General features: G+C 64.8%; 17 protein-coding genes and 1 pseudogene. All 18 read right to left on the bottom strand.

Annotation, left to right across the window (positions count from 1 at the left end; all coding sequences use genetic code 11):
- Positions 1 to 599 (bottom strand): TRAP transporter substrate-binding protein DctP (dctP, locus tag HU218_RS13140; protein ID WP_174875396.1); only part of this gene is annotated, 599 nt, incomplete at its 3' end.
- A gap of 120 nt (positions 600 to 719) precedes the next feature.
- Positions 720 to 2,036: a porin gene (locus tag HU218_RS13135; protein WP_174875395.1), complete on the bottom strand. Its 1,317-nt coding sequence runs from the start codon at positions 2,034 to 2,036 to the stop codon at positions 720 to 722.
- 143 nt (positions 2,037 to 2,179) lie between these two features.
- Positions 2,180 to 2,572, bottom strand: coding sequence for a hypothetical protein (locus HU218_RS13130; RefSeq protein WP_174875394.1), 393 nt, complete (start codon positions 2,570 to 2,572; stop codon positions 2,180 to 2,182).
- 907 nt (positions 2,573 to 3,479) lie between these two features.
- Positions 3,480 to 4,805, bottom strand: coding sequence for a TRAP transporter large permease (locus HU218_RS13125; protein ID WP_174875393.1), 1,326 nt, complete (start codon positions 4,803 to 4,805; stop codon positions 3,480 to 3,482).
- Positions 4,802 to 5,350 (bottom strand): TRAP transporter small permease, encoded by a 549-nt coding sequence (locus HU218_RS13120; RefSeq protein WP_174875392.1) that lies wholly within the window; start codon positions 5,348 to 5,350, stop codon positions 4,802 to 4,804. The genes HU218_RS13125 and HU218_RS13120 overlap by 4 nt, the downstream gene beginning before the upstream one ends.
- A 71-nt stretch (positions 5,351 to 5,421) precedes the next feature.
- Entirely contained in the window at positions 5,422 to 6,459 is a 1,038-nt protein-coding gene (locus tag HU218_RS13115; protein ID WP_174875391.1) for a TRAP transporter substrate-binding protein, read from the bottom strand.
- 302 nt (positions 6,460 to 6,761) lie between these two features.
- Positions 6,762 to 8,099, bottom strand: coding sequence for an MFS transporter (locus tag HU218_RS13110; RefSeq protein ID WP_174875390.1), 1,338 nt, complete (start codon positions 8,097 to 8,099; stop codon positions 6,762 to 6,764).
- Positions 8,100 to 8,620: 521 nt separating this feature from the next.
- On the bottom strand, positions 8,621 to 9,565 hold the full coding sequence (locus HU218_RS13105; protein ID WP_174875389.1) for an AEC family transporter: 945 nt from the start codon (positions 9,563 to 9,565) through the stop codon (positions 8,621 to 8,623).
- A gap of 21 nt (positions 9,566 to 9,586) precedes the next feature.
- On the bottom strand, positions 9,587 to 10,588 hold the full coding sequence (locus HU218_RS13100; protein ID WP_174875388.1) for an aldo/keto reductase: 1,002 nt from the start codon (positions 10,586 to 10,588) through the stop codon (positions 9,587 to 9,589).
- Between the two features lie 15 nt (positions 10,589 to 10,603).
- On the bottom strand, positions 10,604 to 11,566 hold the full coding sequence (locus tag HU218_RS13095; RefSeq protein WP_174875387.1) for a Gfo/Idh/MocA family oxidoreductase: 963 nt from the start codon (positions 11,564 to 11,566) through the stop codon (positions 10,604 to 10,606).
- Positions 11,563 to 12,432: a class III extradiol dioxygenase subunit beta gene (locus HU218_RS13090; protein WP_174875386.1), complete on the bottom strand. Its 870-nt coding sequence runs from the start codon at positions 12,430 to 12,432 to the stop codon at positions 11,563 to 11,565. The genes HU218_RS13095 and HU218_RS13090 overlap by 4 nt, the downstream gene beginning before the upstream one ends.
- Positions 12,432 to 12,884, bottom strand: a complete 453-nt coding sequence (ligA, locus tag HU218_RS13085; protein ID WP_174875385.1) for a protocatechuate 4,5-dioxygenase subunit alpha — start codon at positions 12,882 to 12,884, stop codon at positions 12,432 to 12,434. The genes HU218_RS13090 and ligA overlap by 1 nt, the downstream gene beginning before the upstream one ends.
- A gap of 3 nt (positions 12,885 to 12,887) precedes the next feature.
- The gene (locus tag HU218_RS13080) at positions 12,888 to 13,808 is read right to left on the bottom strand and encodes an amidohydrolase family protein (RefSeq protein WP_174875384.1); all 921 of its coding nucleotides are present in this window, start codon (positions 13,806 to 13,808) and stop codon (positions 12,888 to 12,890) included.
- A 59-nt stretch (positions 13,809 to 13,867) separates the two neighbouring features.
- Positions 13,868 to 14,563: a 4-carboxy-4-hydroxy-2-oxoadipate aldolase/oxaloacetate decarboxylase gene (gene ligK / locus HU218_RS13075; protein ID WP_174875383.1), complete on the bottom strand. Its 696-nt coding sequence runs from the start codon at positions 14,561 to 14,563 to the stop codon at positions 13,868 to 13,870.
- 10 nt (positions 14,564 to 14,573) lie between these two features.
- A complete protein-coding gene (locus HU218_RS13070; protein ID WP_174875382.1) occupies positions 14,574 to 15,599 on the bottom strand; it encodes an amidohydrolase family protein in 1,026 nt (341 codons plus the stop codon).
- A gap of 82 nt (positions 15,600 to 15,681) precedes the next feature.
- The gene (locus tag HU218_RS13065) at positions 15,682 to 17,043 is read right to left on the bottom strand and encodes an MFS transporter (protein WP_174875381.1); all 1,362 of its coding nucleotides are present in this window, start codon (positions 17,041 to 17,043) and stop codon (positions 15,682 to 15,684) included.
- Positions 17,044 to 17,189: 146 nt separating this feature from the next.
- Positions 17,190 to 18,296: a 4-oxalomesaconate tautomerase gene (locus HU218_RS13060; protein ID WP_174875380.1), complete on the bottom strand. Its 1,107-nt coding sequence runs from the start codon at positions 18,294 to 18,296 to the stop codon at positions 17,190 to 17,192.
- A 184-nt stretch (positions 18,297 to 18,480) separates the two neighbouring features.
- Positions 18,481 to 18,835: pseudogene (locus HU218_RS13055) on the bottom strand (glutamine synthetase); the annotation flags it as partial.

The raw sequence follows: 18,835 nt of genomic DNA, 5'->3' as shown, positions 1-18,835 counted from the left end.
CTTTCCGCCATCTGCGTCACCGGCATGCCCACCGGCACCGCGCCCAGCGCGGCCAGGGTCTTGTTACCCAGCCGCGACGGCGCGCGCACCTTCAGCCCCTTGAGGTCGGCCAGCGTCTTCACCTGCTTGTCGCGGAAGTGCAGCACGTTGGGGCCGTTCACCCACATCGCGATCGGCTTCAGGCCGGCAAACTCCTTGCCGGCGAACGCCGGCTTGCCCTTGGCCGCATCGCCCATGGCGAAGTCCCACATCGCGCGCGATGACTGCATCGGATTGCGGGTGAAGAACGGCAGCTCGAACACTTCGGTCACCGGGAAACGCCCCGGGGTGTAGCCGGGCAGCGTCCACACGATATCGGCGACCCCGTCGCGCACCTGGTTGAGCAGCTGCGGCGGGGTGCCGCCCAGCTGCATGGACGGATACAGCTGGCACTTGATGTCGCCCTTGGATTCGGCGGCGATCTTGTCGCACCACGGCACGATCATCTGCTTGTGCGCCCACGATACCGCCGGCAGGAAATGGGCAACCTTGAGTACCACCGGTTCGGCCTGGGCCAGGGCCGGCAACAGCATGGCGGCGGCCAACAGCGTCTTTTTCATAGCATCTCTCTCTTTGATGTGCGGATGGAGGTCCCGGCGCCCCGGCCTTGCGCCATGTGGACAACACCGGGGCATGCCGGGTACACCGGCGCGGCGCGCCGGCTGACGGCTAAGTCATGCTCAGAAGCGGTAGCGCATGCCGACCATCGTCGCGGTCTGGGAGCTGCCGGCCTCCGGCGAGACACCGGCCCCCGGCGACACCGCGTACTGCGCCTTGGCGCTGTTGCTGATATGGGCAAACTGCAGGTACGGCGAGAATTCCGGCGTCACGTTGTAGAACGCACGCAGCACCAGCAGCTCGGCGTTGCGGTCCTGATCCTTGTTGCGGATCCAGTGGTAGCCGCCATCAAAGGTGAAGTGCTCGCCATACTGCCAGGCACCTTCCAGGTAGTAGGTGTCGGACTTGATGGTGCCGGAGGCGACATCGGCCTTGCGTCCCAGCCAGCCAAGCCCCAGCTTGCCGCCGCTACCGAACTTGACGAAGCCGCCGAGGTGGGTGCGGGTGTCACTATCCTCCGGCCGGGTAAAGGCCACCGGCGCGGCGCCGTTGAAGAAATTGACCGTGGCGCCAGTACCGCCGCGCTGCTGGTCGTAGGCGGCGGCGACACCAAAGCGGCCGTTGTCGTACTTGGCCATCGCCGACCAGCCACGGCAGGCATTGCTGCCGGCGCCAGGCTGTTCGCCGGCGCAGGTACCGGAGCCCGGCGCCCCGCCGGTCGTGTCACGCGCCAGGCTGTAGATGGCGCCCAGCGACACATCGCCAAACTTGCCGCGCCAGGCCAGCGAATTGTCGTAACGGGCATTGGGCAGGTAGGCATCCAGCGAGCCCAGTGCGTAGATATTGGGGCCGAGCAGATCGGAATCCATCGCCGGGATCAGCATCGAATACTGGCGGCCGATGGTGAGCGAACCGTACTTGCTGTCGACGCCGGCAAACAGCTGGCGGCCAAAGATGCGGCCGCTCTGGCCGAGGGTGCCGTTGTCGAGGTTGAAACCGGTTTCCAGCGTGGCGATACCACGCAGCCCCGGCGTCAGCTCCTTGCTCAACCGCACGCCCAGGCGTGACGGCAGCGTACCGGTGATGCCCGGCATGCGGGTAACCGTGCCCTTATCACTGCCGTTTTTGACATTGCTGATGCTCTCGATACCGCCATCGAGCACGCCGTAGAACGTCACCCCCTGCGGCAGGCTGAAGCCGGGCGCCGCCGCTGGCGCGGTGGCGACTTTCTGCTCGATCTTGGAAACGGCCTGCTGCTGGCTTTCCTGTTGCTTGAGCAGGGTCTGGATCAATTGCCCCTGTTCGGCCAGCTGGCGCTTGAGCGCCTCGATCTCGGTTTCCGCCTGAGCCGGCATCGCGCTCAGCGCCAGAGCGGCAATAATGGCGCCGGCCAGCGGCTTCCGCGCGTTTGGCAACGGCTTACTGTTCTGATTGTTCATTGTGTCTCCTCTGTTGTTATCGCTTCGGCAGGCAAGCCGAAGCCCTTCCCGCCGACGGTATCGGAGAGAATCCGGTGTCGTTCCCGCCGGCACTCAGGCGGCGGGAAACTTGATCAGGGTTGGCCGCGAAGCGGGCCGTGGGGTCAGCGCGGAACCGGCCGGAGTGGACCCGGTACTGCGGCTGGATAGCGGGCGGCGCAGGTGCGCCACAGCGCGCCGGCGGCTGCCGCTGCAGGCGGCAAGCGCTTGATTGGCCGTAGCTGGCGAGTTATCAGGGCGACGGCGTTGAGCACTGCCAGTAGCCGGGCCGCGCCCTGTTGCATGGCGGAGGGGGTAACTGCGGGCGAAGCCGGCTTTGGCTGCGGTGGCCGGCAATGATTAAATGGCATGGCCGTTTTAAAAGCCGCGGCGGCCAAATAAACACCGGCAGGCAAAATACGCAATATGCTGACAGCCGAGCGCAGCCATTTAAAAATCACGGAATTTTTCACGCCGCGATATTTCTGAATATCGACAGTGACTTTTCTGTTTGCCATAAAAACATCTCCCCGCCCACCATGCCGGTAGTTTTAATTTTTATACTGCTACACCCTTAATCCGCATCACCTGCCAATACCGTCTTTCGCGATGTAGTGATTTAGTGCTGGAGTAATGACTCCGCTTGCACACTGGCCTGACTGCCATGCGGCCAAGTGGCTAGCCGCGCCGATCGCCGCACCGTATAGAGTGCCAACGGGTAAGCGTCGGAAGCAACCGCAGTCAGAGCAAGACGGATCGCCGCGGTAGCCAACAATCTAAAAAAACAAACAAATTCAATTACTTAAACTTGAAACAAGTTCTCACGCTTGCAGTTGCCGCAGCGTTGCCAACCTGCTGACGTAACGGCACGGCCGTTGCCGCTGCCCGCGCTGGGAAGTGGCCGATTACGTTATATCAGGCAGCCTGATACATTGATGATACTACCTGACTACACAGAAAAAACAATAGCGAACCCGCGGCCAACCTTATTTAGTAGCGGTTTGCAACACTGCTATTCGCTGCAAATACAACATATTCAGCAACGCCGGCGCGTCAATTACCGCCACCGCAAATAAAGACCGCAGGCTAACAGTGGCGAGACAACCATAAGGCGATGAAATATCGACAGCTACCATAATCCGGCAGCATTTATTGCTGCTACGCCGCATGGTTTTCAATATCGATCAATCTACGGCGGGCGTTTACCGACCGGTGGTGACCACCATCCCGGTGGGGAATTGCCGGCTGCACGCATCAAGGGCGAGCAACGGCACAGCCGCCGGCCCGGAGACCGCGGCCAACGACATGGCAGAAGCAACGGGGAAGCCGGTGTGCGGCGAGCAAGGTTGGCCGCAGGCCACGGGGCAGCCATAGAAAAACCCCCGTCCGCAACAGCGGTACGGGGGTTTCGGCCAGGGCGGATAATCAGGCCAGCAAGTGCAGCAGCGTCAGGGTGATCCCCGGGAACAACACCAGCAAGCCGATGCGCAGCACATCGGACACCAGGAACGGCGTCACGCCGCGGAAGATGGTGGCCATCGGGATGTCGCGCGCCATGCTGTTGATGATGTAGACGTTCACCCCCACCGGCGGCGTGATCAGGCCGATCTCCATCACCACCAGCGCCACCATGCCGAACCAGATGGACTTGTCTTCCATGCCCATGCCCCAGAAATCCAGCCCGCCGATGATGGGCAGGAAAATCGGCATGGTCAGCAGGATCATCGACAGGCTGTCCATCACGCAGCCCAGCAGCAGATACAGCACGATGATGGCCGCCAGCACGGTAAACGGCCCCACCTGCAGATGCTGCACCCACTCCGCTGCCGCAGTCGGCAGCTGGCTGATGGCCATGAAGGAGTTGAGCATGTCGGCGCCGATCAGGATCAGGAACATCATGCCGGTACCGCGCGCGGTGCCGTACAGACATTCCAGCAAGCCCTTGCCGCGCAGGCCGCCGGAGCGCCAGGCGGTAATGCCGGTGGCCAGCACCCCCACCGACGCCGCTTCGGTCGGCGTGAACAGGCCGCCATAGATGCCGCCGATCACCACCGCGAAAATCAGCAGTACCGGCCAGGTGTCGATCACCGTGCGCAGGCGTTCGCCCCAGCTGTGCTTGGGGCTACCCGGGCCACCGGCTTCCGGGTCCAGCCGGGTAACGATGGCGATCACCAGCATATAGCCCAGCGCCGCCAGAATGCCCGGCACGAATGCCGCCACGAACAGCTTGGCGATGTTCTGTTCGGCCAGAATGGCGTAGATCACCAGCGGCACCGATGGCGGAATCAGGATGCCCAGCGTGCCGCCAGCCGCCAGCGAGCCGGCCGCCAGCGACGGTTTGTACTGGTGACGCTTCAGCTCCGGCAGCACCACATGCGACATGGTGGCCGCCGTCGCCAGCGACGAGCCGCAGATGGCGCCAAAGCCGGCGCAGGAAGCCACCCCGGCCATCGCCATGCCGCCCTTCCAGTGGCCGATGAAGGCATTGCCGGCGCGGAACAGCGCCCGCGACAGCCCGCCGTGGGTGGCAAACTGCCCCATCAGCAGAAACAGCGGTACCACCGACAGGTCGTACACCGAGAAGCGGCTATAGGCCGCGGTTTTCAGCAGACCGAACAGCGGGTCCATGCCGGCCACCCACACATAGCCCAGCGCGCCACTGACGAACATGGCGATGCCGATCTGCACCCGCAACGCCAGCAAGCCCATCATGAAGATACCGATAATCAAACCGATCATTGCGCTGCTCATGCCTGCTCCTCACCGCTCAAATGCGCCACGGCACCACCGCGGGCTTCCTGCACCAGGGTCAGCAAGGCCGCCACCCCCAGCAGCACAAACGACGGCACCAGCGGGAAGTAACCCCACCAGATCGGCAAGCCCAGCACCATCGAACTTTCACCGTATTCACGCATTTCCAGCATGCCGGCAGTGGTACGCCAGGCCAGCAGGAACGACACTGCCGCCAGCAACAGGCAGGCCAGCGCATCCAGCCAGCGCTTCAGCCCGTCCGGCGCCCACAGCGTGAAGAAATCGACAAACACATGCCCTTTTTGCAGCTGGCAATACGGCAGACACATGGCGATGCCCATCGCCGAGGTCATCTGAACCAGCTCGAAGTCGCCGGGCACCGGCATGGAAAACAGGGCGCGGCCAACGACGCTGACCACCGACATTACCGCCTGCAACACAAACAGCAGACCGCCCAGCAACGCCAGCACCGCACAGATGCGGCTGATGGCGGCCGACAGCGGGCCGGTTACCGGCACCGCGTCATGAGACAAGGACTCAGCCATGAAAACCTCTCTTGTTGGCTAACAAAACGCCCCGGCTACCGAGTTAGGCGGCAGGCGGGGCAGCACAAGGTTTACTTGCTGTACTGTTTGACCAGCGCGGCAGCCTGGTCATACAGCTGCTTGCCGTTCAGGCCAGTGGCCGACACTTCCTTGATCCACTCCTGGGTCACCGGCTGGGTAGCCTTGCGCCACTGCGCCACTTCGGCCGGCGCGATCTGGTACACGGTGTTGCCACGCGCTACCGCGGCCTTGCGACCACCGGCGTCGCCCTCGCTCATCACCCTGGCGAACCAGGCCGAGGTTTCGCGGCCGCTGTTGTCGTCGATCACTTTCTTCTGCGCCGGCGTCAGGCTGTCGTACTTGGCCTTGTTCATGGCAAAGATCATGGTGGCGGTGGTCAGGGTGTTGTTGGCCGGATACTCGGCATGGAATTTCACCAGCTCGTGCAGCTTGGTGGCCGGTACCACTTCCCACGGCACCAGCGCGCCGTCGATCACGCCCTTGGAGATGCTGTCCGCCATCTGCGTCACCGGCATGCCCACCGGCACCGCCCCCAGCGCGGCCAGGGTCTTGTTACCCAGTCGCGACGGCGCGCGCACCTTCAGCCCCTTGAGGTCGGCCAGGGTTTTCACCTGCTTGTCGCGGAAGTGCAGCACATTGGGGCCGTTCACCCACATCGCGATCGGCTTCATGCCGGCAAACTCCTTGCTGGCAAACGCCGGCTTGCCCTTGGCGGCATCGCCCATGGCAAAGTCCCACATCGCGCGGGAGGAAGCTTCCGGATTGGTGGTGAAGAACGGCAGTTCGAATACTTCGGTCACCGGGAAACGGCCCGGGGTATAGCCGGGCAAGGTCCAGATGATGTCGGCAACGCCGTCTTTCACCTGCGACAGCAGTTGTGGCGGCGTGCCGCCCATCTGCATCGCCGGATACAGCTGGCACTTGATCTCGCCCTTGGACTCGGCGGCGACCTTGTCGCACCACGGCACGATCATCTGCTTGTGTACCCACGATACCGCGGGCAGGAAATGGGAAACTTTCAGCACCACCGGTTCGGCGTGGGCAAAAGCAGGCAACAGCATGGCAGCGGCCAGCAACGATTTTTTCATGGCTTCTCTCTCCGTGTGGGATATCCGTTCCCTTGCCCACTCTGACGGCGGACCTGTCGGGATGGCGTTGTTGTGTCTTGCCGCAGCAGTCTGCAATGCCACTCCGAGGCAGCACAGCCACGCGGCAGTCTACCTGCTATGCCAAAAAAGCATATCTTGGCATCAGCTATCACCATCATGACAAATGCGCCGTGCTGGCCTAGCCGGTGGTCGCACTGCAGCAGCGGGCGGCGCGCACATGAAAAAACCCGCGGCAGCCGGCGCATAGGCTGGCTGCCGCGGGTCATCGTCACAGCTAGCTATCAGGCTGGCAGTGCTTCCACCTGCCGCGGCGCCATGAAGTACAGCCAGGTCAGCGCCAGGAAGTAGCAGCACGGAATCAGCGTGAACAGCAGCGCATAGTTGTTATGCGTCGTCGTCAGCACGTAGCCGACGATCTGGGTCATGAACATGCCGCCGATGGCGCCGATCATGCTGCCAAAGCCGAACACGCTGCTGACCACCTCTTTCGGCGTGAAGTCCATCACCAGGCTCCAGATGTTGGCGGTCCACGCCTGGTGCGCGCCGATGGCCAGCGAGATGGCGGCCACTGCCAGCCACAGGCTGCTGGCACCGGCGGCGGCGATGATGGACAGGATGCACAGCGCGCACAGCAGCATCGCCGCCAGCCGCGCCGGAATCGGCGCCATGCCGCGGGCGATCAGCCACGACGACAGCGCACCGCCGCCGACGCTGCCGATATCGGCGGTAAGGTAGATCACGATCAGCGGAATACCCATCTGCGTCACGCTGATGCCCAGCTGGTACTGCTGGTTGAGGAACGGCGGCAGCCAGTACAGGTAGAACCAGAACACCGGCGCGGTCATGGTGAACGCCAGCGCATAGGCCCAGGTGCCACGCAGGCGCAGGATGCGCGAGTACGGCAGCTTGCTGGCCGGCGCCTCGGCCCCGGCGTTGATGTAGTCCAGCTCGGCGCGGCTCACCCGCGGATGCTGCGCCGGATTGTGGTAATGCCGCAGCCAGAACAGCAGCCACACCAGCCCGAAGCTGCCGATGACGAAAAACACCGCCTGCCAGCCCCACAGCAGCATGATCAGCGGCAGCAATACCGGCGTCACCAGCGCGCCGACATTGGTGCCGGCATTGAACAGCCCGGTAGCCATCGCTCGCTCGCCGGCCGGAAACCACAACCGCGTGGTCTTGATACAGGCCGGGTAGTTGGCCGCCTCCGACAGGCCGAGGAAGAAGCGGCAGATCATGAAGCCGGCCGCCGACGCCACCAGTCCGTGCGCGGCGGCGGCCACGCTCCACAGCAGTACCGCCAGCGCGAAGGCATGCTTCACCCCGACACGGTCGATAAAGCGGCCCTGGGCGGCAAAACCGATGGCGTAGCCGAGCTGGAACCAGAAATTGATATTGGCGTAATCCTGCGCCGTCCAGCTCATCTCCCTGGCCAGAATCGGCTGCAGCACGCCCAGCGCGGCGCGGTCGATGTAGTTGATGGTGGTGGCAAAGAACACCAGCGCCAGCATCCACCAGCGCGTGCGGCCAACGGCCATGGCGCCGTGCCAGCGCTGGCGCCAGCCGGGGGGCGCGCCGGCACTGCTGCTGACAGGGGTGTCGTATTGCGGGGTGTGCATCTTGAATTGTCTCCTGCGAGGTTGTGGTGGTGCCCGGCAGGCATGACAGGCGGCGGCATTGCCCCGGGCAAACACCGTCTCCTGCCCTCTCTGCGGGCCACTTCTCGTCGTTACTTTATGTTGGCCGCAGCGCCCGCGTGGGGTCGCTGCCGCCGGCCGTTTATGCGGCCTGCGGTCCGGATCTGTGCCCGGTACCAGGATCAAAACTTTGTTGCATGACTACTGCAACTGGCAACCTGCTTGTGCTGCGCCCAGATCCCGTTGGGCCGCGCCGGCAAAGCGGCGGGGGGCAAGGTTTTAAGGCGGCGCCTGAGCCGTTTGACGTTAGCAAACGGCGAATCGCCGACGCCTTGCCCACGGCTGCTTTGGCGGGGTTTCGCGGACCACCGGGGCGCCTTTTCTTTCGTCCATTTCTTTTGGCGCCGCAAAAGAAATGGACCCGTCCGCCGGGCGGAACCGGCGGCACAATCAACGTCCGCGTAGCGGACAGCGTCATAAATCGATCAGCAACAGACTCGCTGCTACATCAGCGGATAACGCTGCAACAGCCAGATCGCCAGACTGATGGTGACGAAGGAGCTGGTGGTCGCCAGCAGCAGGGTGGCGGAGCAGAAACCCTGCATGTCGTGACGCTGGCCGAGGATGGGAAAGATGCTCAGCATCGGCATCGCCGCAGTCAGCACCCCGGCCATTGCCAGCTGCGGATCGAGCGGGCCGAACAGCAGCAGCGCCCCCGCCACCAGCAAGGGGTGCAGCAGCAGCTTGCCGCTGGCGAGGATGCTGACGTCGCGCAGCATGCTGCGCAGCGGCAGCCCCACCAGCGAGCCGCCGATCAGGAACAGCGCCACCGGCGCCGAGGCGGCGCCCAGCATCGCCACCGGCTTGGCCAGCAGCGGCGGTAACTGCAACCCCAGCAATGCCAGCACGCCGCCGGCGACGATGGCCAGGATCAGCGGATTGCGGCGCAGCCCCAGCAGCGAGCGGCCGAAGGCGCGCAGGAAACGTTCCTGCCGCGTGCCGTCGGCCTCGGACAAGGCAATGCCCAGCGGCAGCATCAGCAGGTTTTCCACCACCATCGACAAGGCCAGCGCCAGCGTAGCCACCGGTCCCAGCAGCTGGTGCACGATGGGGTAGCCGACAAAGGCGCTGTTGGAGCAGGACATGCCCAGCCCGTACAGCGCGGCACGCGGCAGCGGCTGCTGCCGTGCAAGCATCGCCCAGCCGGTGCCCAGCAGCAGCATGGTCAGCGAGCCGGCGGCATAGGCGGCCAGATAGTGGCCGTTGAGCATCTCGGTCGGCGAGCGGGTGGACAGCGAATGCAGGATCAGCGCCGGCAGCGCGAAGCGCACCACCAGCAGGCCCAGCGCCGGCAGCTTGTCCGCCGGGTAGGCACCGCTGCGTACAGCCAGATAACCCAGCCCGATGAGCAGGAAAATGGGGGCGATCACCGCCAGGATTGCGAGCATGGGGAACTGCCAGTCGGGCGCTTACAGCGCGAATTCTTCGGTATCGATCTCGGTCTGGGTCGGCGCGTTGTAACGCGGGCCGGCAATCGGCTGCCGTGCCAGCAAGGCGTCCAGCTGCTGCAGCGTCTCCACTGCCAGCTGTACGCGGCTAGCTGCCACGTCTTGCTGCAAGTGGGCGATGCTGGTGGTACCGGGAATCGGAATCACATGCTCGCCACGGGTGAACAGCCACGCCAGTGCCAGCTGCGCCGGGGTGCAGCCGGCAGCGGCGGCGATCTGCCGGTAGGCGGCGAGGAAGCCAAGGTTGGCCGCATAGTTGTCCGGGTAGAAGCGCGGCATGGCGCGGCGGATGTCCTTGCCATCCAGCGCCGCCAGACTCTCCATGTCCGGCAGGCCATCGGCCAGAAAACCGCGGCCAACCGGGCTGAAGGCGACAAACGCCACCCCCAGTTGCTTGCAGGCATCCAGCACCGCGATTTCCGCGTTGCGGGTCCACAGCGAGTACTCGGTCTGCAGCGCGGCGATCGGATGCACCGCGTGCGCACGGCGCAGAGTGGCGGCGGATACTTCGCTCAGGCCGATGCTGCGGATCTTGCCCTCGCGCACCAGCTCGGCCAAGGCGCCGACGCTGTCCTCGATCGGTACCTGCTTGTCCCAGCGGTGCAGGTAATACACATCGATAACCTCGGTACGCAGCCGGCGCAGCGACTCCTCGCAGGTGCGCTTCAGCGTTTCCGGCCGGCCGTCGATCACCCGTTTACCGTCTACGCCGGTCATGCCGCACTTGCTGGCCAGCGTGAAGCGGCTGCGCTGCGGCGCCAGCACGCGGCCAAGCAGCTCCTCGTTGGCGCCGAAGCCGTACAGCGCGGCGGTATCGAACAGGGTGATGCCGGCATCCAGCGCCGCCAGCAACAGCGCCTCGGCCTGTGCCGGTGCCGGTGGCACCCCGTAGGCGTGACTGAGGTTCATGCAGCCGAGGCCAATGGCCGAGACCGAGAACGGGCCGAGTTGTCGCTGTTGCATGCGGTGCTCCAGGTTTTACAGATGGGCGTTGAGTTGCTGTTCCAGCTTGGCCAGTACCTGGTAGCACGGCAGCACCGAGGCGACCGAGGCGTTCGGCTGGCGGCCTTCACGGATGGCGGCGAAGAACTCGCGGTCCTGCAGCTCGATGCCGTTCATCGACACATCCACCTGCGACACGTCGATCTTCTCTTCCTTGCCGTTCACCAGATCGTCGTAGCGGGCGATGTAGGTGGCGGAATCGCCGATGTAGCGGAAGAAGGTGCCCAGCGGGCCATCGTTGTTGAACGACAGGCTCAGGGTGCAGATGGCGCCGTTGGCCGCCTTCAGCTGGATCGACATGTCCATGGCGATGCCCAGTTCCGGATGGATCGGGCCCTGGATGGCGTTGGCCTGCACGATGGGGCTGCCGGCCTGGTAGGCGAACAGGTCCACGGTGTGGGCGGCGTGGTGCCACAGCAGGTGGTCGGTCCAGCTGCGCGCCTGACCCAGCGCGTTCATATTGGTGCGGCGGAAGAAGTAGGTCTGCACATCCATCTGCTGGATGTTGAATTCGCCGGCCTTGATCTTGTTATGCACGTACTGGTGACTGGGGTTGAAGCGACGGGTATGGCCCACCATCGCCACCAGGCCGGTCTGCTGCTGCAGTGCCACCACCGCCTCGGCGTCAGCCAGGCTGTCAGCCAGCGGGATTTCCACCTGCACATGCTTGCCGGCCTGCAGGCACTGCATCGCCTGCGCGGCGTGTACCTGGGTCGGGGTACACAGGATCACCGCGTCCACTTCCGGCAGCGCCAGCGATTCGGCCAGATCGGTGGCCACGTGGGAGATACCGTACTTGTCGGCCACTTCCTTGGTGGCGTCGAAACGGCGGCCAACCAGCGATACCACCTCCACGCCGTCGATGTTGTTGATGGCATCCAGATGCTTGATGCCGAAGGCGCCGGCGCCAGCCAGCGCTACCTTGATGGTCTTGCTCATTGCTTGTTCTCCAGAATCAGATGGCCCACGGCGGTATTGGATGCCGGTACGTGGTAGAAGCGTTGTTTCACCTCCGGCGCCGGGCCGCCGGCGACATCGGCCATGGCGCCGCGCGCGATCAGCCACATCACCAGCTCGATGCCTTCGGAGCCGGCTTCACGCACGTAGTCGATGTGCGGCATTTGCGCCAGCTCGGCCGGATCGGCGATCAGACGGTCGAGGAAGGCGTTGTCCCACTCGCGGTTGATCAGGCCGGCGCGCGGGCCCTGCAGCTGGTGGCTCATGCCGCCGGTGCCCCAGATCTGCACGTTGAGGTCGCCACCGAACGACTCCACCGCGCGGCGGATCGCCTGCCCCAGCTGGAAGCAGCGGCGGCCGGACGGCACCGGGTACTGCACCACGTTGACGGCGAACGGAATCACCGCGCACGGCCAGGCGCCCTGCTGCGGGTCCTGCTCGCCGAACATCAGCGACAGCGGCACGGTCAGGCCGTGGTCGACATCCATCTTGTTGACGATGGTGAGGTCGAAGTCGTCCTGGATCACGCTTTGCGCGATGTGCGCGGCCAACTCCGGATGGCCTTTCACCACCGGTACCGGGCGCGGGCCCCAGCCTTCATCGGCCGGCTGGAATTCGGCAGCGGTGCCGATGGCGAAGGTGGGGATGAAATCCAGGCTGAAGGCGGTGGCGTGGTCGTTGTAGACCAGGAAGATCACGTCCGGCTTCTGTTGCTTGATCCACTGTTTGCCGTAGTCGTAGCCGGCAAACACCGGCTGCCAGTACGGCTCCTGCGCCTTGCCCAGGTCCAGCGCGGCGCCGATGGCCGGCACGTGCGAGGTGTATACGGATGCGGTAATGCGTGCCATCAGTGCTTGTCTCCAGTCTTGGCCTGCCCGGCCTTGCCTTGCGGCTGGCGGTGCGCTTGCGCGTCGCCGTCTTCACCCAGCTTGCGGTTGCCTTCGGCCGAGCGGCCGCCGGCCAGCATCATGTCGCGGTACTCTTCCTCGCTCATGCCGGTCATGCTGCCGGCCATCTGCTGGAAGCTCTTGCCGTCGGTGGCGCCGATCTTGGCCAGGAAATAAATATTGCCGCCCAGCGCGATGCAGCGGTTCAGGTCGCGATCCAGCACCGCCTGCTTCTGTTCTTCCGTCATCGCCCATTCGTCGAGGTAGGCGCGTTCGTCGGCCTTGAAGCGGGCGCGGTTGTCGGCCTTCATCAGCGACATGCAGAACTGGTTCAGCCAGTAGCCCAGCCGCGATTGCTCGGCGTCGAAAATCACGGTACCCGGAATGTCCTTGTACGGTTTATGCAGCGACATCACTCAGCCTTTCACTTGTTCCGGCCAGTACAGCCGCATCGGATTATCCACCAGCAGCTTGTGCTGCAGCTCGGCCGTCGGCGCGATGTGCGGGATGAAATCCACCAGCAGGCCGTCGTCCGGCATGTGGTCTTTCAGGTTCGGGTGCGGCCAGTCGGTGCCCCACAGCACGCGATCCGGGAATTCTTCGACTACCCGCCGGGCGAACGGCACCACGTCGCGGTAGGCCGCCTGCTCGCCGTGCAGCGCCTTGGGGCCGGTGAGCGACAGCCGCTCCGGGCAGCTGACCTTGCTCCACACATTGGGGTTGTCGCGCATGAACTTCAGGAACAGCTCGAACTCCGGCCCGTCCAGCGGCTTGCTCACGTCCGGGCGGCCCATGTGGTCCACCACCACGGTGGTCGGCAGGCCGGTAAAGAAGTCCCACAATTCCGGCAGGTCCACCGCTTCAAAATAGATCACCACGTGCCAACCGAACTTGGCGATACGCCCGGCGATCTCCATCAGCTCGTCCTTGGGGGTGAAGTCCACCAGCCGCTTGACGAAGTTGAAGCGCACGCCGCGCACACCGGCGTCGTGCATCGCCTGCAGTTCCTCGTCGGTCACGCTGCGGCGCACGGTGGCGACACCGCGGGCCTTGCCGTCGGAATGCAGCAGCGCATCCAGCAGCGCGCGGTTGTCGGCGCCGTGGCAGGTAGCCTGCACGATCACGTTGCGGGCAAAGCCTAGCTGGTCGCGCAAGGCAAACAGCTGCTGCTTGCTGGCATCGCACGGGGTGTACTTGCGTTCCGGCGCGTACGGGAACTCTTCGCCCGGGCCGAACACATGGCAATGGGCGTCCACCGCGCCGGCCGGCAGCTGGAACTTGGGTTTGCTCGGGCCCTGGTACCAGTCCAGCCAGCCCGGAGTTTTCTGGAATTGCATGTCTACATCCTTTGCTCAAGGTTGGCCGCATGCGGCCAACCTGGCGGCGAGGTGCCGTGTCAGTCGATATACCGCAGGCCGGCTTTTTCCAGCGGCTCGCGCATGTTGTACATGTCGAGGCCCAGCACGCCGGCGGCCAGCTTGGCGCGTTTCTCGCCCTCGAAGCTCTCGCGCTTCTCGGCGGCGTCGGCCACCTGCTGGGCAATGGCAGCCGGCACTACCACCACGCCGTCGACGTCGGCAATCACCACGTCGCCCGGGTTCACCAGCGCACCGGCGCAGATCACCGGGATGTTGACCGAACCCAGCGTCGCCTTGATGGTGCCCTTGGCGCTGATCGCCTTGGAGAACACCGGGAAGCCCATTTTTTCCAGCTCTTCCACGTCACGCACGCCGCCGTCGATGATCAGGCCGCGGGCACCGCGTGCCTGGAAGCTGGTGGCCAGCAGATCGCCAAAGAAGCCATCGCTGTTGTCGGCGGTGCAGGCGGCCACGGCGACATCGCCCGGCTGCAGCTGCTCGGCGGCGACGTGCATCATCCAGTTGTCACCCGGCTGCAGCAGCACGGTGACGGCGGTGCCGCAGATTTTGGCGCCACGATAGACCGGGCGCATGTACGGCTGCATCAGGCCGACACGGCCCATGGCTTCGTGAATGGTGGCGACGCCGAATTGCGCCAGCTTGGCGACGGCGGCCGGATCGGCGCGCTCGATGTGGCGTTTGACGATGCCCAGTTGGTTCATGGCTTGTGTCATGTCGGTGTCCTTACTTGCCCTTGGCCTTGAGTGCCGCGTCCAGACGCGAGTACACGCGGCGGGCGTTGCCTTCGTAGATCTGGTGACGCTCTGCGGCGGTGAGGTTGGCCGCTTCGATGTAGCGCTTGGTGTCGTCGTAGTAGTGGCCGGTCTCCGGATCGATGCCGCGCACGGCGCCGATCATTTCGGAGGCGAACAGCACGTTGTCGACCGGGATCACGCGCGTCAGCAGGTCGATGCCCGGCTGGTGGTAGACGCAGGTGTCAAAGAAGATGTTGTTCAGCAGGTGGTCTTTCAGCAGCGGCTTTTTCAGCTCCTGCGCCAGGCCACGGAAGCGGCCCCAGTGATACGGCACCGCGCCGCCGCCGTGCGGGATCACGAACTTCAGGGTCGGGAAGTCCTTGAACAGGTCCGAGGTCAGGCACTGCATGAAGGCGGTGGTATCGGCATTCAGGTAGTGTGCGCCGGTGGTGTGGAACGCGCAGTTGCAGCTGGTGGAGACGTGGATCATCGCCGGGATGTCGTACTCCACCATCTTTTCGTAGATCGGGTACCACTGCTTGTCGGACAGCGGCGGACTGGTCCAGTGGCCGCCGGACGGGTCCGGGTTGAGGTTGATGCCGACAAAGCCGTAATCGTTGACGCATTTTTCCAGCTCCGGGATGCAGCTGGCCGGATCGACGCCCGGGCTTTGCGGCAGCATGGCGGCGCCGATGAAATTGTCCGGGAACAGCTGGCTGACGCGGTAGCACAGCTCGTTGCAGATCGCCGCCCAGGTCGACGAGGTATTGAAGTCGCCGATGTGGTGCGCCATGAAGCTGGCACGCGGGCTGAAGATGGTCAGGTCGGCGCCGCGCTCTTTCATCAGCCGCAGCTGGTTGCTCTCGATGGTGTCGCGCAGCTCGTCGTCGCTGATCTTCAGCTCGGACACTTTCGGGCCCAGTTCCGGGGTGGCCAGGTTGTCGACCTGGCGCTTGCGCCAGTCTTCCAGCGCCTTGGGCGCGGTGGTGTAGTGGCCGTGGATGTCGATGATCATGTGTTACTCCTGCTACAGGCGGGACCGGTGCGGTCGGTTAAGCGGGCGGCCGACGGCCGGCCCCGCGTGACGATTTAGTTATCTAGTGGCTGTGGACGCCGGCAGACAGCACCGGCTTGCCGCCATCGCCCTCGCTGCGGGCGCGCTGCTTGAAGAACAGCGCGGCGGCGGCGATCAGCGCCGGGATGGCCAGCACCAGGAATACCTGGTCGAAGCCCAGCTGGCGGCGGGTCAGTTCGGCCACCAGGAAAGAGCCGGCGATGCCGCCAAAGCGGCCGATACCCAGCATCCACGACACGCCGGTGGCGCGGCCCTGGGTCGGGTAGAAACCGGCGGCCAGCGCCGGCAGCGACGATTGCGCGGTATTCATGATGGTGCCGGCGATGAACACCACCAGCATCAGCGTGCCGACATTGCCGGCGACCTGACCGATGGCGTAGATCGACAGCGCGGTGAGCACGAAGCCGATGGCGACGATGCGGTCGGCATTGAAGCGGTCCATCAGCCAGCCGCAGAACACGGCGCCGATGCCGCCCAGCGGGAACAGCGCGGAAATCTGCATCGCCACTTTCGGGTCGATACCGCTTTCCTTGAACAGCACCGGCATCCAGTTGATGACGGCGTAGAAGATCACCAGGCCCATGAAGTAGGCCAGCCACAGCATCAGCGAACCGGTGCGGTAGGCCGGCGACAGCACCACGCCCAGGCCGCTCTTGCCGGCCACTTCCTGACGGGTTTCGCTCTGGTGGAAGGCGGTGATGTCACGGGCCGATGCCGAGATGCGGCCGAGCACGGCAGCGATGCGCGGCACCGGACGGCGCTTGGCCACCAGGTAGCGCACCGATTCCGGCAGCACCAGCAACAGCAGCAGTACCAGCAGCAGCGGTGCCACGCCACCGACGGTAAACACGCTGCGCCAGCCCCACTGCGGAATCATCCACGCGGCCAGAAAGCCGCCCAGCGACGCGCCCAGCGGGAAGCCGCAGAACATGGCGTTGGTCAGCAGCGCGCGGCGGGAGGTCGGACAGAACTCGCTCATCAGCGTCACCGCATTGGGCATGGCGGCGCCAAGGCCCATGCCGGTGATGAAGCGCAGGATGGTGAGATGCTGCAGGGTGTCGGCATGCGCCGACAGCAGGGTGAACAGGCCCAGCACCAGGACCGAGCTGACCAGTACCGCCTTGCGGCCGAAACGGTCGGCCAGCGGGCCGGCGGACAAGGCACCGGCGGCGAGGCCGAACAGCGCCGCGCTGAGCACCGGGCCCAGCGCCGGCTTGGCGATGCCCCACTCTTTCAGCAGCGACGGCGCCACATAGCCGATGGCGGCGGTATCGAAACCATCCAGCAGCACAATGCAGAAGCACAGCGCGAAAATGCACCACTGGAACGGGGAAAACGGGTGCCGGTCGATAAACGACTGCACGTCTACGGATTGCTGCGACATGAACCTCTCCAACGTTGTGTTGTGTTTTATTGATGGCGCTCTGTGGCGCCTGGCTGAAACGGTTTGCCCGGCCCTGGCGGGCGGCGCGGGTCGCTGTCGCTCTCTGTTTTCGCAGCGACGCCGTGCGGGCGGTGTGTGTCCGGGGGTTAGCGCTGGCCGTCCCAGACGGCGGCCGGCACCATCACTTCCCCACGCATGATCAGCCGCGCGGTGCGCAGCAGCGCGGCGCGGGTGACGTTCTGCGGGTTGGCCGCATTGGTTTCCAGCTCCACCGAGAATTCGCCGGTGGGGTGCTCCACCGACACCACCTTGCGCTGGCCAGCGCCGATGCGGGCGATGCCATCGGTAATGGCGCCTTCCAGCACGCAGGCGGTACCGACGGTGACGGCGGCCAGCACGCCGATGGCGTCGTGGCAGACATGCGGGATAAAGCTGCGGGTGGTGATGCTGCCCCCAGCATCGCGCGGCGGCGCGATCAGCGTCATCTTGGGATAGGTTTTCTTGCTGACGTCGCCCAGCCCCATCAGTTGGCCGCACTGCAGGCGCAGCGCTTCCAGCTTGCTCTTGAGCTCGGTGTCGGCATTCATCTCGGCCACGGTCTCGTAGCCGGTGCGGCCAACGTCGCTGGCGCGCAGCATCACCAGCGGCATGCCGTTGTCGATGCAGGTGACTTCGATGTCGCCGATGCCATCCACGTTGACGGTATCGCGCACCTTGCCGGTCGGTAGCAGGCCGGAACACACCGAGCCGGCGGTATCGAGGAAGTTGATGGTGATCGGGGCGGCGGTGCCGGGCACGCCGTCGATGCGGGCGTCGCCGTCGTAGCGCACCTGGCCGTTCGGGGTTGCCACCGTCACGTCGCAGGCCATGCCGGTATTCAGCGTCAGCACGCGGAAGGTACTGGTGTCGCCCTGCGGCTGCAGCATGCCGGTTTCCAGCGCGAACGGCACCACCGCGGCCAGCATGTTGCCGCAGTTGGGGGTGGTATCGACGGTGTCCTTGTCCGGCGTGATCTGCGCGAACAGGAAGGTCAGATCGATGCCCGGCGTGCTGCCGAGGTCAACGATACCGACCTTGCTGGTCAGCGGATTGGCGCCGCCCATGCCGTCGATCTGGCGACGGTCGGGCGAACCCATCACCGCCAGCAGCACGCGGTTGCGCAGTGCCTCGTCGGCGGGCAGGTCGGCTGCCTTGAAGAACGGCCCGCGCGACGTGCCGCCGCGCATGAACAGGGTAGGAATAGGTGTCTGCATGGTCACAGTATCGACCGCGCGACGATCTTGCAAAATATGGATAGCTAACTAGTAGATATACCGATTTGCTATAGCAAACTGCTACTGCGACCAGCACGGATAACAGCGCAGCGGCCACGACCACAAAACAGCACCGCCTGCCCGCTACGTAGCGGGCAGGCGGTGGCGCAGAACCGCGGCAAGCTTATGCCAGGGTAGCGAGGAAACGGCGCTCCCAGCCGGTGATTTCGCTCTGGAAGCTGGCCAGTTCCACCTCTTTTACCGCGGCATAGGCGGCGGCGAATTCGGCACCGAACAAGCGGCTACAGGCTTGGCCGGCGCGCATGCCGGCCAGCGCGGCCTCCAGCGTCGTCGGCAGTTCGCCGCTGTCATCGCCGCTGGTGGACACAATGCCGGCCGCCGGCGCCGCCGGCTGCGGCGCCGGCGAAGTGCCGCTGCCGCGGTCAGGCCCCCGCGGCGTCCCCTGCGGCCCCGCCACTTCCAGCGCCACCGCGAACGGCGCCGCACCGTAACGGCGGGCATTCTGCAGCAGATTGGAC

It is taken from the genome of Vogesella oryzae, from assembly GCF_902829295.1.
Taxonomy (GTDB): Bacteria; Pseudomonadota; Gammaproteobacteria; order Burkholderiales; family Chromobacteriaceae; genus Vogesella; species Vogesella oryzae.
The sequence above is the reverse complement of the archived record's forward strand: the minus strand, read 5'-3'. Positions and strand labels throughout refer to the sequence as shown.

Bases quoted from the DNA above. Each gene is read 5' to 3' on its own strand.
- HU218_RS13135 (WP_174875395.1), bottom strand. From the start codon at position 2,036: ATGAACAATCAGAACAGTAAGCCGTTGCCAAACGCGCGGAAGCCGCTG.
- HU218_RS13130 (WP_174875394.1), bottom strand. From the start codon at position 2,572: ATGGCAAACAGAAAAGTCACTGTCGATATTCAGAAATATCGCGGCGTG.
- HU218_RS13125 (WP_174875393.1), bottom strand. From the start codon at position 4,805: ATGAGCAGCGCAATGATCGGTTTGATTATCGGTATCTTCATGATGGGC.
- HU218_RS13120 (WP_174875392.1), bottom strand. From the start codon at position 5,350: ATGGCTGAGTCCTTGTCTCATGACGCGGTGCCGGTAACCGGCCCGCTG.
- HU218_RS13115 (WP_174875391.1), bottom strand. From the start codon at position 6,459: ATGAAAAAATCGTTGCTGGCCGCTGCCATGCTGTTGCCTGCTTTTGCC.
- HU218_RS13110 (WP_174875390.1), bottom strand. From the start codon at position 8,099: ATGCACACCCCGCAATACGACACCCCTGTCAGCAGCAGTGCCGGCGCG.
- HU218_RS13105 (WP_174875389.1), bottom strand. From the start codon at position 9,565: ATGCTCGCAATCCTGGCGGTGATCGCCCCCATTTTCCTGCTCATCGGG.
- HU218_RS13100 (WP_174875388.1), bottom strand. From the start codon at position 10,588: ATGCAACAGCGACAACTCGGCCCGTTCTCGGTCTCGGCCATTGGCCTC.
- HU218_RS13095 (WP_174875387.1), bottom strand. From the start codon at position 11,566: ATGAGCAAGACCATCAAGGTAGCGCTGGCTGGCGCCGGCGCCTTCGGC.
- HU218_RS13090 (WP_174875386.1), bottom strand. From the start codon at position 12,432: ATGGCACGCATTACCGCATCCGTATACACCTCGCACGTGCCGGCCATC.
- ligA (WP_174875385.1), bottom strand. From the start codon at position 12,884: ATGTCGCTGCATAAACCGTACAAGGACATTCCGGGTACCGTGATTTTC.
- HU218_RS13080 (WP_174875384.1), bottom strand. From the start codon at position 13,808: ATGCAATTCCAGAAAACTCCGGGCTGGCTGGACTGGTACCAGGGCCCG.
- ligK (WP_174875383.1), bottom strand. From the start codon at position 14,563: ATGACACAAGCCATGAACCAACTGGGCATCGTCAAACGCCACATCGAG.
- HU218_RS13070 (WP_174875382.1), bottom strand. From the start codon at position 15,599: ATGATCATCGACATCCACGGCCACTACACCACCGCGCCCAAGGCGCTG.
- HU218_RS13065 (WP_174875381.1), bottom strand. From the start codon at position 17,043: ATGTCGCAGCAATCCGTAGACGTGCAGTCGTTTATCGACCGGCACCCG.
- HU218_RS13060 (WP_174875380.1), bottom strand. From the start codon at position 18,296: ATGCAGACACCTATTCCTACCCTGTTCATGCGCGGCGGCACGTCGCGC.